Consider the following 12939-nt stretch of genomic DNA (forward strand, 5'->3'; position numbering starts at 1 on the left):
TTAAAACGATGTCACCCGCCGGCAGGCGCATGGCATCCGAATAGTGTGTATCCATGATGAAGATGGCACGAACTGCGCTGTATCGCCATGTTCCCCGTTTGACGATGAAAAGATGAAAAGGCGCTCCAGCATAGCTAAATCTTTCGGGGAGGCGATAATGCTCCGCAGTCTTTTTGCTACAGAGCCTTTTACCATTGATGCAAGGAACCCCGTCGCGATGTTCGAAATCCAGCCAATGAATGCCGAAACCTATCGACGCCAGACACGACGCAGCACGGTGATCATCGCCCTGATGTTCCTGGCGCTGGCGATGGTGCTGTCCACGGCGGCGGTGGCGCTGTTCGGTGAGCCTGGCGGTGACAATCTGCGCTTTAACGTGGGCGGCGTATTTGCTGCGTTATTGCTGATGGCGGCGCTGATACGCGGCAAGTTCTGGACCCAGGAATGGATGGCGCCAGCGGTGTACGGTTGGCAGCTCAAACGCAGCCTGATGAGCATCACCAACGTCATGCACCAGGTGACGGCGGCAGTGGAGAAGGGCGATCCGAGCGCCATGAAGCTGCTGCGTTTTTATCATCTGGGACTGAGCCAGATGCACCAGTTGGACGGCAATTCCAGCGACCATAGCCAGCTGACCCGTGAGATGGATCAGCACAAGGCGCGGATGGAAGCGCTGGGCATCGAGACCGAACAGATGCAATTGAACCCGGCGTGGCTTGAGGCGGTGAAACAGGCGCAGATGTAACCTTACAATCGTTGGCGATGAGCATTTTCGTGCAAATCACCTATCGTATTCGTTGATGAGTCATAGAGGTCTGAGCGCCAGCCACGGCTGGGTGGCGCTAAAGGACGAACCGGAAAGTTCGTCAGTCAAAAGGGAATCAGGGAGCGTCATGGGGCATCCGTTCGTCAAAGATCGTACTGAAAACACCCGCCTCGCCACGCCTTGGGTGCCTGAGCAGGTTGAGTCGAGACTCAAGGTTCGATACGCAGTCTTCCTGCTGGTTGCAGTGTGCCTGTCCATGACGGCCATTGTGATCGGGGAAGGCTGGAACGCGCGTCAGTATCATTTGCGCGGCAGCGAAGTGGAAATGTCCAACCTGGCGCAAACCCTGGCCTCGCAGGCGCAGGCATCGATCAAACAGGCCGACACATTACTGTTTGCCTTGGTGGATCGCCTCGAAAACGACGGCATGGAGCCGGCGAAATTTCCCAGATTGCAACGTTTGCTCCAGGCCCAGCGCGGTGAATTGGCACAGATCCACGGGTTGTTCGTTTTCGACGAAGAAGGACGTTGGCTCGCCAATGCCATTAACATTGTGCCGGCCAATGCCAATAACTCCGATCGTGAATACTTCATCTACCACCGTGATCATCCCGACCGTGGTCCTCATATCGGTCCGTCGATAAAAAGTCGCTCGACCGGTGAATGGATCATGACCGTGTCACGCCGGATCAATCACGCCGATGGCCGGTTTGCCGGGGTGGTGGTGGCTTCGATCTACCTCAATCATTTCCTGGACCTGTACAACAGCATCGACATGGGTAACAACGGGGTGATCAACCTGATCGCCGATGACGCCAGCATCGTCGTTCGCCGCCCGTTCAACGAAGCCGACATTGGCACCAGCGTCGCCAAGGGGCCGCTGTTCACCCAACTGTTGCCCAAGGGTGATTCCGGTACGGCAACGGTCAAGTCCTACATGGACGGGGTGGAGCGGGTCGCGGGGTTTCGGCGGGTCCAGGGTTATCCGCTTATTGTTTTTACCGCGCTCGACAAGGATGAAGTCCTGGCCGGCTGGAAGCAGGAGTCCATACGCAGTGCAGGCATTGTGTCAGTGCTGCTGGGGTTTCTGGGCGTTCTCGGCTATCGCCTGATCCGCGTCATGAAGCAGCAGAATCATATTCAGAGCGAATTGCTGGAAGCTCAGGAAGAACTCATCGAGGTCAACCGCAGCCTTGAGTTACTGGCGCTGGAGGATGCCCTGACCGGGCTTTCCAACCGGCGTCAATTTGACCTGTTCATCCAGGCGGAAATGGGCCGCGCCAGGCGTACCCATACCAGCCTTGCGTTGCTGATGATCGATGTTGATCATTTCAAGATTTTCAATGATCAGTATGGTCATCTGGCGGGCGATGAGTGTTTGCGCAAAATCAGCGCCGTCATCACCGACAACATCCAGCGCCCCGGCGATCTCGCTGCGCGCTTCGGTGGCGAGGAGTTCACGGTGGTGCTGCCGGGTACCGATTATGTGGGGGCCTTTCTGGTGGCGGAAAAGATCCGTCGCGCGGTTCAGCAAACGGACATCAAGCATAGCGGCAGTCCCGAAGGAATCGTCACGGTCAGTCTGGGGGTCTGTGCCTACAACCAGACGGCGCAGAGCCAGCCCGAAGACTTGATCGGCGCAGCAGACAAGGCGCTGTATGTGGCCAAGGCCAGTGGCCGGAACATGAGTGTCATTGCCAACTGAACTCAGCCAGACCGGTTACTGCCCTGAACGGGTCGGGTGCCGCTTCCATAAGCGGATCAGCCGCAGGTAGATCAGCACGTTGATCGCCAGCACCACGCTGCCCAGTCCCAGCTGAATCGTGGGTGTCAGCCCGGTCGGATAAATAATCGGCCACACGTAGTGTTCAATGAAACCACCGCCATAACCGGTTTGCCCGGCCGCATGGCGCATGAGGTTTTCCCATTCGGTCAGTGGGCACGTCAGGTGGAAAACTTCCACGATCACGCCCCACGCGGCGGCGGGCAGGTGCCACCAGGCCAGGTGATGCCATTTGAGCACCAGCAGCCCGCCGAACAGCACGAACAGAATGAACAGCAAGTGAGACAGCACCAGCCCGTCGGCTGCGATTCGGTAAAGCATGTCGATTCCCTGACGCGTTATGTGAATCGCTCCATGGTACTCGGGCTGAACGCGTGTGCTCTATCGATTGCCGTTTTCGAGCACGGCCAATACTTCTTTCAAACGCACCGTCGTGGCTTCGCTGCTGTGTTGCATCGGCGCGCGCAGCTCGTCGTGAATCAACCCCTCAAGGGCCAGGGCGGTTTTCACCGGGGCAGGATTGGGCTCGATGAACAGGCTGTGAATCAGCGGCAGCAACTGGAAGAAGGTCGTTCGACCGGCCGCTAACTGGTTGTCGCGGATCTGTTGATACAGCGTCACGAACAGCTCGGGATGAACATGGGCCGAAGCGGCAATCGCGCCTTTGGCTCCTAGACACAAAGCGCCGAAGATCTGGTTGTCTTCACCGCACAGCACGTCGACCTTGCCGCTGCAGAGCAGGGCAAAGTGGTGGCTGGATTGCCGCCACAGTCCTTGATCGCGACGATCCGCTCATGGGCGACGATCCGGAGCAAGGTCGCCTGCTCGAAGGCTATGCCGGTGCGATAGGGTATGTCGTAGAGAATGACCGGGACGCTGGAAGCATCCGCGACAGTCTTGAAAAAGGCTTCAAGGCCGGCCTGGGACGGGCGGATGTAGTACGGCGGCGGAACCAGCAAACCCGCCAGAGAACGTTTGAGGATTTCGCTTTGAAATGTCAGTAACTCGGCAAGGTTGTTGCCGGCCAGGCCCATGACCACTCGTTCTGGCGGAACCAGTTCCAGCACCGCATCGAGCACCGCCAGTTGCTCATGTTTGCCCAGCGCCGCGGCTTCCCCGGTGGTGCCGCAGACCACAATGCCATCGACGCCTTTTTCCAGCAGATGACTGACCAGCCGCCGCAACCCGTCGAAATCGATCACGCCATAGTGAAACGGCGTAACGATGGGAACCCAGATACCTTGAAACGATGACATGCACTTTCTCCTGAAGGTTGACCGATTTCGTCACCGTCAGAAGCGTAGAAGGAAGTCAGCAAGAAGGAGGGAGTGTCCGCCGCGCTCAATGTCCTGTCAGCTCATCTGACGGGACAGCGCGCCCCGGTCACATGAGCGACTGTTTCTTCGATTTAAGGGCGTGCGCAACGCAACCTTGCGCCTTGGCATTCAAGCCAATGACGACAGTGTTGAGGTTGAAGGTTGCAGACATGGTTGCTTACACCCTGAATGAGGTGCTCAGTTTTAAAAGTCGGCGCGATGTTTGTCAATCTCGAAAATCAGAACCGGTTGCCTGCAAGTGCGCAAGATTGTTCAAGCCATCCACCGCAACTGCTGGCACAGTCTGGGGTCTTTCCCTGGTTGTAGAGCGTTATGTCCAACACACTCATGCCGCGCAGTGCATTCCTTCGCGGTGCCGCGGCCATCATGCCGTTGTCCCTGGCGACCGCGCCCTGGGGGTTGCTCGCCGGCTCTATGGCCATCGAGGCCAATCTCACACCGCTGCAAGGCCAGGGGCTGTCGAGCATCGTGTTTGCCGGCGCGGCTCAATTGGTCGCCATCGGCATGCTCAAGGGGGGCGCCGGGGTCTTTTCGATTCTGTTGACCACGTTGTTGCTGACCTCCCAGCATTTGCTTTACGGAATGAGCATGCGTTCAGTGATTTCCCCGTTGCCGGGCCGCTGGCGTGTGGGGTTGGGCTTTTTGCTCACCGACGAGTTGTTCGCCCTGACCAGCCAGCATGACAAACAGCAGTTCAATCGTTGGTACGCCTTGGGCGTGGGCCTGACGTTTTACATCGCGTGGAACCTCTTCACCCTGGCGGGCATTGTGCTGGGCAGCAGCATTCCGGGCCTTGAACATCTGGGGCTGGACTTTTCCATCGCGGCGACCTTTATCGCCTTGATCACGCCAGTGGTGCGCAACGTTCCGACGGTGGTGTGCGTGGCGGTCTCACTGTTCTGTTCGGTGCTGTTCAGCTATTGGCAATGGGGCTCGGCGTTGGTGTTGTCGGGGTTGGCGGGCATGACCGCAGGCTTTATCTGCAACAAATTCTATGTGGGGCGCACATGATGGTCTGGGCTGTGATTATCGGGATGGGCCTGCTGGTATTCCTGAACCGCTACGTATTTCTCGAGCCTCGACTGCCGGTACGCTTGAGCAGTAATGCCCGGCAGTTCCTCGGTTTCGCGGTGCCGGGCATGCTCACAGCAATCTGCGGGCCCATCGTGTTCATGCCCGACAAACAGCTGAACCTGCAGTGGGACAACCCCTATCTGATCAGTTCGCTGGTGGCCGTGGGACTGGTGCTTTACACCCGCAACACGTTGCTCAGCATGTTGTTGAGTATGGGGTTCTTCTTTTTGCTGCGGTGGTGGCTCTGAGTCGTCTAGCGCAGAACTGTTCTACGCTTAAAGGAGATCCCTTCAGGAAGAGAGGTGAGCATGGCCACTGAACCAAAGCGTCCGGACCCGGATGAGGACATTGATGAACCGACGGAGGAAGAGCTTGAGCAACAGAGGCGTTCGACGCCGGACTGGAAGCATCCTGATGACGGTAAAGAGCTGTCGGACCGCGACCAGGAGCGCCCGCTGAAGCCTTGATCGGGTTGTACATACCCAAAAGCCCCGCCGTTGATGGCGGGGCTTTTTAGTTTCCGACCTGAAATGCAATTCCCTGTGGGAGCGGGCTTGCTCGCGAAAGCGGTGTGTCAGTCAATATCAATGCTGAATGGAACACCGCATTCGCGAGCAAGCCCGCAGGTAAGGCAATGTGTCGCTGGAAGAAATGCACGGGGAAATGCAGTCTGTTGAGCCATTGTTGCGGGGTAAACACTCCCTGCTCCCGGACATGAGCTTATGCATAAATAGAATTTAAATTTGCCTCTGTAAGAGCGTTAAGGTCTATAAAAATAACCCTCCAGGAGTCCCGATGAATCTCTCCCAATACCTGCGCGGTCTGTTGGCCAGCGCCCTGTTTACCGCGCCTTTGACCTACGGCGCCGACCCTGTGGTGTTGCACGTCGGCGATCAGAACTACTACAACATTCGCGCATCGGTAGAGGCGTCGGGTGTGCTGCAAGGAGCGCCTTATAGCGTCGACTGGAAACACTTCCAGGCCGCTGCGCCGCTGGCCGAGGCGCTCAATACCAGCGCGTTGGACCTGGGTTTTCTCGGTGATTCGGGATTTCTGTTTCTGGCCGCCAAACAGGCACCGGTCAAGCTGATCGGCGTGTCGCGGCAGAACCCGGACACCATCGCCTTGCTGGTGCCCAAGGACTCGCCGGTCAAGACCATCGCCGATCTCAAGGGCAAGAAAGTCGCTTACTGGCCCGGCGCCTGGAGCCAGCAGTTGACCTTGCGCGCTCTGGAACAAGCCGATTTACCGGATAACTACGTCGACTTCATCAAACTGATGCCGATTGACGCCGCCGCCGCGTTACCCCAAGGCAGCATCGATGCGTTTCCGGTCTGGGAACCCTACATTTCCCAGCAGATTCTGTTCTCCGGCGCCCGGCCGATTCTCACCGCCAAAAACCTGATGCCCGGCCTGAGTGCCATCGCCGCTTCGACGCCTTCGATCGACAGCAAACGCGAAGCCATTGCCGACTTCCTGGGCCGCCTGAAAAAGGCCCGGGCCTGGGTCGACAGCCATACCGATGAGTACGCCGATCTTTGGGCGAAAAAGGCCAACCTGGACCAGAACGTCTCGCGCCATTGGCTGCGCCAGGCGCACATGACCGTCGGCCCGGTGGATCAACAAGCCACAGCAGATCTGCAAAGCACCGCGGACTTCCTGTTCAAGGTCAAGGCATTGCCGGCCGCCCTGGCCACGGCGCCGATTATCGACAGCTCGTTCCAGCAGGCGCTGGCGCAATAACCGAAAATCGAAGGCATAACGCGAGTCCGGGAGCGGGCGCCGGAACCAAACTCTGTGTACCCTTATCCAACCTCGGCTCGCAGCGATCTGCGGGTCGGTCGAAGGATGAATGGGCAAGGGAATTCTGCCATTAAACGTGATGACCGCAAGGTCTGGTCCAAGGCAAAACATGAAGCAGCTGGTCAAGGTTTTCTCCGCGTTCGCCATCGCCGTCGGGCTGTTTGGCTGCATCGCCGCGCCCATTGAAATGACGCCGCAGACGCAACAGGGTCTGCGCACGCAAGCGCCGATCCGCTTTTTGTTGACCTTCGACGACGGGCCCAGCGCGTCCGGTTTTTACAACCCGACGGTCACCGTGCTCGACAGCCTCGCGCGCAATCCGCTGCAACCGGACATTAAAGCGGTGTTCTTCGTGCAGACCCGGGCCTCTCGCGCCGGCGGCAGTGACATGGGCCGGCAGATCATGCGTCGCGAGCATGCCGAAGGTCACCTGTTGGGCTTCCACACGGCCACGCCCCGGCACACCAACCATCGTTCGCTGGACCCGGAAGAACTGGAACAGTCGCTCGCTGATGGCAGCGCAGACATCGCCGCGATCACCAAAGCCTCGCCGACCCTGGTGCGCCCGCCGTTCTGGAACTACGACAAGCGCACCTTTGCGGCCTATCAACAGCATGGCATGCACGTACTGCTGACCGACTTGAGCGCCAATGACGGCAAGATCTGGGGCTTCAACGCCAGCCCCCGTCGGCGGGCCAATATGCTGCGGCAGCTGTCCGAAGTCCGCGAGCGCATTGCCCTCGGCGAGTTGCCGACAGTGGACGGGGTGATTCCGGTGGTGGTGACCTTTCATGACCTGAATCGCTACACCGCCCGGCATACCCGGGAATACCTGCAAATCCTGCTCGACAGTGCCAGTGCCGCAGGTCTGGTCACGGCGCAGAAAGCGTTTTACGACGACACGGCAGCGCTACAGCGGGCGGCCATGGCGCGTACGGTCCGTGACAGTTCTGAGGCGGTTGAGTTGCCAGGGATCTGGAACTGGTTGTGGGACGGGGATGCTCACTGAGCGATGCCGGACGATTGATTGTGCAGCGGCGGAGCTGCCGCTGCGATCTTTTGATTTTCAGCGGATTCGAAAATGCCGAAGATCAAAAGATCGCAGGCTTCGCCAACTCCTACGAAAGCTGGCGTGTTGCGCAAGTTGATCTATTCTGAGTGGATCCAATCGAAAAACCGTCAAGGAGGGCGTCCGCCATGGTTCCACTTGCGCAGCTTTGCCAAATAGTTGAATCCGGTTTCAAGCCGCTGTCCTGCGAATGCACCGTGAATCGCGATGAAACGTTGCGGATCAAGGTCTTCGATCGCACCACCGGGCGGATTGAGCTGTTGATCACCGGTGTATCGCCCGAAGAGTTGACCAGTGTCCGCGATATTTCCAACCTGATCGGCGAACTTCGCACAGAAATGCGCGCCGGGCGCAGAGCATTTGCCGGTGTGATGGCCTGATTTACGAGTCTTCTCTGGGCAGCAGTTCATCGATCATCTGCAAACAATGATTCAACCCCGGCGATACATCGCCCACGCGCCTGCTGAGAATAATCGGCGAGGTCGCGTTGTCTTCCAGCACCGGGGTGAAGCCAATGTCATCGCGGTGCAGCAACTGCACTGAAGCCGGCACCAGCGTCACCCCGATTCCCGCACCCACCAGACCGATTGCTGTTTGCAGTTCGTTGGTCCATTGCGCCACGTTGATATGTACGCCATAGGATTCAAACAACGCGATTACATGATCGGCGTAACTGGGCCGCGGGTTGCCGGGGTAGAGCACGAAGGGTTCTTTTGCCAGTTCACGAAGACTGATCGGCCCGGCCAGTAATGGATGGCCGGCGGGGAGGGCGGCGACCAGCCGGTCTTCAGTCAAAACAGTCTGGATGATCGCCGGGTCGTCGATGCGAATGCGCCCGAAACCAATGTCGATGCGCCCGGCCTTGAGCGCCTGCACCTGCTGCAATGTGGTCATTTCCGAGAGTCCCAACTCAAGCGCCAGCGGTTCACCGCTGCGCAGTCGGCGAATCAGTTCCGGCAACACGCCATAGAGGGTCGATGGCGCAAAGCCAATCCCCAGCCAGGTCTTTTCGCCCAGTCCGATCCGCCGTGTGTTGTCGCAAACCTTGCCCAATTGTTCGAGCAGGGCGGTGGAATGTTCATGGAAAAACCGCCCGGCGTCGGTCAGCTTCAACGGTCGGCCGCGCTCCAGCAGAAGCACCCCGAGTTCATCTTCCAGCTGCTGGATCTGCCGGCTCAGCGGCGGTTGGGCGATGTGCAGCAGTTCGGCGGCGCGGGTGAAGTTGAGGGTTTGAGCCAACACCTGAAAATACCGCAGGTGACGCAGTTCCATGAGGCCTCCGGACGTCGATCTGTTAAATACCTTAAAGGTATCGAGCCAGACCAATTCTATATTGGCCGCTCGGAAAAAGCCGTACGAGAATCCGTTCCAGAACTTTAAGAACCTGACGGGTATCGACATGCGTGCAACTGCCATTGAATCGATCGAGACGATCATCGTCGATCTGCCGACCATACGCCCCCATAAGCTGGCGATGCACACCATGCAGAACCAGACCCTGGTGATCATTCGCGTGCGCTGCGCCGATGGCATCGAAGGTATCGGCGAGTCGACCACCATTGGCGGTCTGGCCTATGGCAATGAAAGTCCGGAAAGCATCAAGACCAACATCGACAAACACTTCGCGCCATTGCTGCTTGGCCAGGACAGCGGCAATGTGAATGCCGCGATGTTGCGCCTGGAGCGCAGCATCCGTGGCAACACCTTCGCCAAGTCAGGTATCGAAAGCGCCTTGCTCGACGCCCAAGGCAAGCGCCTGGGCCTGCCGGTCAGCGAACTGCTGGGCGGCCGCGTTCGCGATGCGCTGCCGGTAGCCTGGACCCTGGCCAGCGGCGACACCGCCAAGGACATCGCGGAAGCGGAAAAAATGCTCGACCTGCGTCGCCATCGAATCTTCAAGCTGAAAATCGGCGCTGGCGAGGTCAACCGGGACCTGGCCCATGTCATTACGATCAAAAAAGCGCTGGGCGATCGCGCCAGCGTGCGGGTCGATGTCAATCAGGCCTGGGACGAAGCGATCGCGCTGCGCGCCTGCCGGATCCTCGGCAGCAACGGCATCGACCTGATCGAACAACCGATCTCGCGCAATAACCGCGCCGGCATGGTGCGCCTGAATGCCATGAGCCCGGCGCCGATCATGGCCGATGAATCCATCGAGTGCGTGGAAGATGCTTTCAACCTGGCTCGCGAAGGCGCGGCTTCGGTATTCGCCCTGAAAATCGCCAAGAATGGCGGCCCACGCGCCGTGCTGCGAACCGCCGCGATTGCCGAGGCGGCCGGCATTGGCCTGTACGGCGGCACCATGCTCGAAGGCGGTATCGGCACGCTGGCCTCGGCCCATGCCTTCGTCACGCTCAACACCCTGAGCTGGGACACCGAGTTGTTCGGCCCGCTGCTGTTGACCGAAGACATCCTCAGCGAGCCATTGGTCTATCGCGATTTCCAACTGCACGTCCCGCAAACACCGGGGCTGGGCCTAAGCCTGGATGAAGAGCGCCTGGCGTTTTTCCGTCGGGACAGAATCTCCACCGCCATATCCACTGCCGTTCATCAAGCCTGAGGAGGGCATCATGCTGTTTCACGTAAAAATGACCGTGAATTTACCGGTCGACATGAACCCGGAACGCGCCGCTCAGCTCAAGGCCGACGAAAAAGCCCTGGCCCAGCGCCTGCAATCGCAAGGCAAGTGGCGTCATCTGTGGCGCATCGCCGGGCTCTACGCCAATTACAGCGTGTTCGATGTCGACAGCGTTCAGGAACTGCACGACCTGCTGATGCAATTGCCGCTGTACCCGTACATGGCGATCGAGGTCAACGCGCTGTGCCGGCATCCTTCTTCCATTCGCGAGGATGACCGCTGAACCCGGGCTGTTCAGTTCGCTACGCTAATAATGACAAGATGAGGAACCCACCAAAATGAACGTCAAGATTTCCCACACTGCCAGTGCCCAGAAGTTTCTCGAAGACGCCAGCGGTCTGCATAACGAAGCCGGCGATCCGCGGGTCAAGGCGCTGATTTACCGCATCCTGCGCGATTCGGTGAACATCATCGAAGACCTGGCCGTGACCCCGGAAGAGTTCTGGAAAGCCGTCAACTACCTCAACGTGCTGGGTGCGCGTCAAGAGGCCGGGTTGGTGGTGGCCGGGCTCGGCCTGGAGCATTACCTCGACCTGCTGATGGATGCCGAAGATGAGCAGGCCGGCAAGGCCGGCGGCACGCCGCGGACCATCGAAGGGCCTCTGTATGTGGCCGGTGCGCCGCTGTCGGAAGGCGAAGCGAGGTTGGATGACGGTGTCGATCCTGGTGTGGTTTTGTTCATGCAAGGCCAAGTGCGTAACACCGCCGGCGAGCCGCTGGCCGGCGCGGTGGTGGATGTCTGGCACGCCAACACCGGTGGCACTTATTCGTACTTCGATACCGCTCAGTCGGAATTCAACCTGCGTCGACGCATCGTCACCGATGCCGAGGGCCGGTATCGTTTTCGTAGCATCGTGCCGTCGGGCTACGGCTGCCCGCCGGACGGTCCGACCCAGCAATTGCTCGATCAACTGGGCCGTCATGGCCAGCGTCCGGCGCACATTCACTTCTTCATTTCGGCAGCGGACCATCGTCACCTGACCACCCAGATCAACCTCGACGGTGATCAGTACCTGCATGACGATTTCGCCTACGCCACCCGTGATGAGTTGATTGCCAAAATCACCTTCAGCGATGATCCGCAGCGTGCGGCGGCCCACGGCGTCAGCGGTCGTTTTGCCGAAATCGATTTTGACTTCACGCTGCTGTCGTCTGCCCAGCCTGAGGAGCAGCAACGCCACGAACGGGTTCGCGCGCTCGAGGACTGATGCCCTCGACCCGCCGAACCTTTGTGGGAGCGAGTCTGCTCGCGATAGCGGAGTGTCAGTCAACGTTGATGTTGAAGCTGATGGCCCTTTCGCGAGCAGGCTCGCTCCCACAGGTCGGTCAACTGGCACATCGAGGCGAGCACTGCCCTGGAATGGCCCGACGCACCCTATAACAACAATGAGAGTGAACCGATGATGCAAGCGCAATTGTTGAGTCATCGCAGCAGAGTCTTCGACCATGCCGACCCCTACGCGGTGTCGGGCTACGTCAATCAGCATGTCGGCAATCATTGCCTCCGGATGCCTCGGGCCGGCCGACCGCTGGCGAGCCTCGATCATTGCAAGTTCGCCAGCCTCGACCTGTGCCGCATCAGTTACGGTGCCAGCGTGCGGGTCACGTCCGGTGCGCTGGACAGCATCTATCACTTGCAAGTGTTGCTGCGCGGCAACTGCCTGTGGCGTGGCCATGGTCAGGAGCATTACTTCGCACCCGGCGAGTTGTTGCTGATCAACCCCGACGATCCGGTGGATCTGACCTATTCCAGTGATTGCGAAAAATTCATCCTGAAAGTCCCCACGCGGCTGCTGGAGGCGGTGTGCGAAGAGCAGCGCTGGCGATATCCGGGGCAGGGCGTACGGTTTCTGGAAAACCGTTATCAGCTCAATGAACTGGAAGGTTTTGTCGGTCTGCTGGCGATGATTTGCCAGGAAGCCGAAGCCACCGAGCAGATTCCCCGGGTGCAGGAGCACTATGCGCAAATCGTTGTCAGCAAGATGCTTGGCCTGATGAAGACCAACGTCATGCGCACTGAACCCGGCTCATCCTCGGCCATGTTCGAGACGCTGGTCGATTACATCGCGTGCAACCTCAAGCAGGACATCGACAGCGAAGAACTGGCACGCCAGGCGCGGATGAGCCTGCGTTCGCTGTATGGGTTGTTCGAACGCAACGCGGGGGCCACGCCGAAAAACTACATCCGGCAGAAGAAGCTCGAACGCATCCACGCCAACCTGAGCGACCCGACCTGCAACGTGCGTAACGTCACGGAAGTGGCCATGGATTACGGCTTTCTGCACCTGGGCCGGTTCTCCGACAGCTACCGCAAACAGTTCGGTGAGTTGCCATCGGACACCCTGAAACGCCGCCACTGACCTCGCAAACGCCACCCACCGCTGTTTGATCGTTCCCACGCTCCCGCGTGGGAATGCCTCAACGGACGCTCCGCGTCCGCTTTTGGGACGCAGAGCGTCCCGGGCTGCA

Annotated in this window: 14 protein-coding genes and 1 pseudogene; 12 read left to right on the forward strand and 3 right to left on the reverse strand. The window is 59.0% G+C overall.

The features are described 5' to 3' along the window. Positions 1–217: 217 nt before the first annotated feature. Positions 218–745, forward strand: a complete 528-nt coding sequence (locus tag AB4O41_RS28165) for a DUF3087 family protein (RefSeq protein ID WP_460145543.1) — start codon at positions 218–220, stop codon at positions 743–745. A gap of 148 nt (positions 746–893) precedes the next feature. Then, positions 894–2471, forward strand: coding sequence for a sensor domain-containing diguanylate cyclase (locus AB4O41_RS28170; protein ID WP_460145544.1), 1578 nt, complete (start codon positions 894–896; stop codon positions 2469–2471). Between the two features lie 15 nt (positions 2472–2486). Here the strand turns inward: AB4O41_RS28170 and AB4O41_RS28175 are convergent, their stop codons facing one another. Next, on the reverse strand, positions 2487–2870 hold the full coding sequence (locus tag AB4O41_RS28175; protein ID WP_460145545.1) for a DUF2784 domain-containing protein: 384 nt from the start codon (positions 2868–2870) through the stop codon (positions 2487–2489). Positions 2871–2930: 60 nt separating this feature from the next. After that, positions 2931–3805, reverse strand: a pseudogene (gene dapA, locus AB4O41_RS28180) (4-hydroxy-tetrahydrodipicolinate synthase). Between the two features lie 393 nt (positions 3806–4198). Here dapA and AB4O41_RS28185 point away from each other — a divergent pair. From AB4O41_RS28185 to AB4O41_RS28210, 6 genes are all read left to right on the forward strand, one after another. Continuing rightward, the gene (locus AB4O41_RS28185; protein ID WP_460145546.1) at positions 4199–4897 is read left to right on the forward strand and encodes an AzlC family ABC transporter permease; all 699 of its coding nucleotides are present in this window, start codon (positions 4199–4201) and stop codon (positions 4895–4897) included. After that, complete coding sequence (locus AB4O41_RS28190; protein WP_162830927.1) at positions 4897–5208, forward strand: AzlD domain-containing protein; 312 nt, start codon at positions 4897–4899, stop codon at positions 5206–5208. The genes AB4O41_RS28185 and AB4O41_RS28190 overlap by 1 nt, the downstream gene beginning before the upstream one ends. Positions 5209–5268: 60 nt before the next feature. Continuing rightward, positions 5269–5427, forward strand: coding sequence for a hypothetical protein (locus tag AB4O41_RS28195; protein ID WP_007895518.1), 159 nt, complete (start codon positions 5269–5271; stop codon positions 5425–5427). A gap of 328 nt (positions 5428–5755) precedes the next feature. Continuing rightward, positions 5756–6703 (forward strand): ABC transporter substrate-binding protein, encoded by a 948-nt coding sequence (locus AB4O41_RS28200; RefSeq protein WP_460145547.1) that lies wholly within the window; start codon positions 5756–5758, stop codon positions 6701–6703. Between the two features lie 169 nt (positions 6704–6872). Next, positions 6873–7772, forward strand: a complete 900-nt coding sequence (locus AB4O41_RS28205) for a polysaccharide deacetylase family protein (protein WP_460145548.1) — start codon at positions 6873–6875, stop codon at positions 7770–7772. 188 nt (positions 7773–7960) lie between these two features. Next, complete coding sequence (locus AB4O41_RS28210) at positions 7961–8212, forward strand: DUF1652 domain-containing protein (RefSeq protein ID WP_460145549.1); 252 nt, start codon at positions 7961–7963, stop codon at positions 8210–8212. Position 8213: 1 nt separating this feature from the next. Here the strand turns inward: AB4O41_RS28210 and AB4O41_RS28215 are convergent, their stop codons facing one another. Then, complete coding sequence (locus AB4O41_RS28215; RefSeq protein WP_460145550.1) at positions 8214–9104, reverse strand: LysR family transcriptional regulator; 891 nt, start codon at positions 9102–9104, stop codon at positions 8214–8216. A 127-nt stretch (positions 9105–9231) separates the two neighbouring features. On the opposite strand from AB4O41_RS28215, the gene AB4O41_RS28220 reads away from it, so the two are divergent. The 4 genes from AB4O41_RS28220 to AB4O41_RS28235 all read left to right on the forward strand — a co-directional run bounded on the left by AB4O41_RS28220 (position 9232) and on the right by AB4O41_RS28235 (position 12830). Further along, the gene (locus tag AB4O41_RS28220; RefSeq protein ID WP_460145551.1) at positions 9232–10392 is read left to right on the forward strand and encodes a muconate cycloisomerase family protein; all 1161 of its coding nucleotides are present in this window, start codon (positions 9232–9234) and stop codon (positions 10390–10392) included. Between the two features lie 10 nt (positions 10393–10402). Beyond that, entirely contained in the window at positions 10403–10693 is a 291-nt protein-coding gene (gene catC / locus AB4O41_RS28225) for a muconolactone Delta-isomerase (RefSeq protein ID WP_460145552.1), read from the forward strand. A gap of 55 nt (positions 10694–10748) precedes the next feature. Further along, positions 10749–11678, forward strand: a complete 930-nt coding sequence (gene catA / locus AB4O41_RS28230; protein WP_460145553.1) for a catechol 1,2-dioxygenase — start codon at positions 10749–10751, stop codon at positions 11676–11678. A gap of 192 nt (positions 11679–11870) precedes the next feature. Then, the gene (locus AB4O41_RS28235) at positions 11871–12830 is read left to right on the forward strand and encodes an AraC family transcriptional regulator (protein ID WP_460145554.1); all 960 of its coding nucleotides are present in this window, start codon (positions 11871–11873) and stop codon (positions 12828–12830) included. The last annotated feature ends 109 nt before the right edge of the window (positions 12831–12939 follow it).

Source organism: Pseudomonas sp. S2_A02 (genome assembly GCF_054668495.1).